The 393-nt window shown below is 34.9% G+C and carries 1 protein-coding gene; it reads left to right on the forward strand.

All coding sequences use genetic code 11. From position 1 onward, the window contains the following. A partial coding sequence (locus KH893_RS12795) for an MFS transporter (protein WP_281166397.1) occupies positions 1 to 280 on the forward strand: 280 nt, incomplete at its 5' end. Between the last annotated feature and the right edge of the window lie 113 nt (positions 281 to 393).

Raw genomic sequence — 393 nt, forward strand, 5'->3', positions numbered from 1 at the left:
TCCGTGGACATTGTTTGTTTATGCTGGTCTGAGTGGCGCAGCTATGGGGATGTATAACTCAGTTGATCAAGCGTTGAACGTGTCGGTTTTGCCTAACCCGAATAATGCAGCCAAAGATTTAGGGATTGTTAATTTGGCTAATTCGCTTGGTCAAGTTTTTGGACCGATTGTTGCTTCGATAATTATCGGCACACTTGGTTATAGGTTAATGTTTCCAGCAGCAGGCATCATGTGTTTAGTCGGAGCAATTCTGATTCTTATGATTAGAAAGGTCCGTTAGTATGGAATATTAATATCTTAAATTTATCCTTAGTTAAAATAAATTAATTAAAACTATAAAAATGTACCTGATTAATATTTTTTTCATTTTGAACTTAATCAGTTTATCTATTG

Origin of the sequence: Liquorilactobacillus sicerae, assembly GCF_029916425.1 — a bacterium.
GTDB classification, from domain to species: Bacteria; Bacillota; Bacilli; order Lactobacillales; family Lactobacillaceae; genus Liquorilactobacillus; species Liquorilactobacillus sicerae.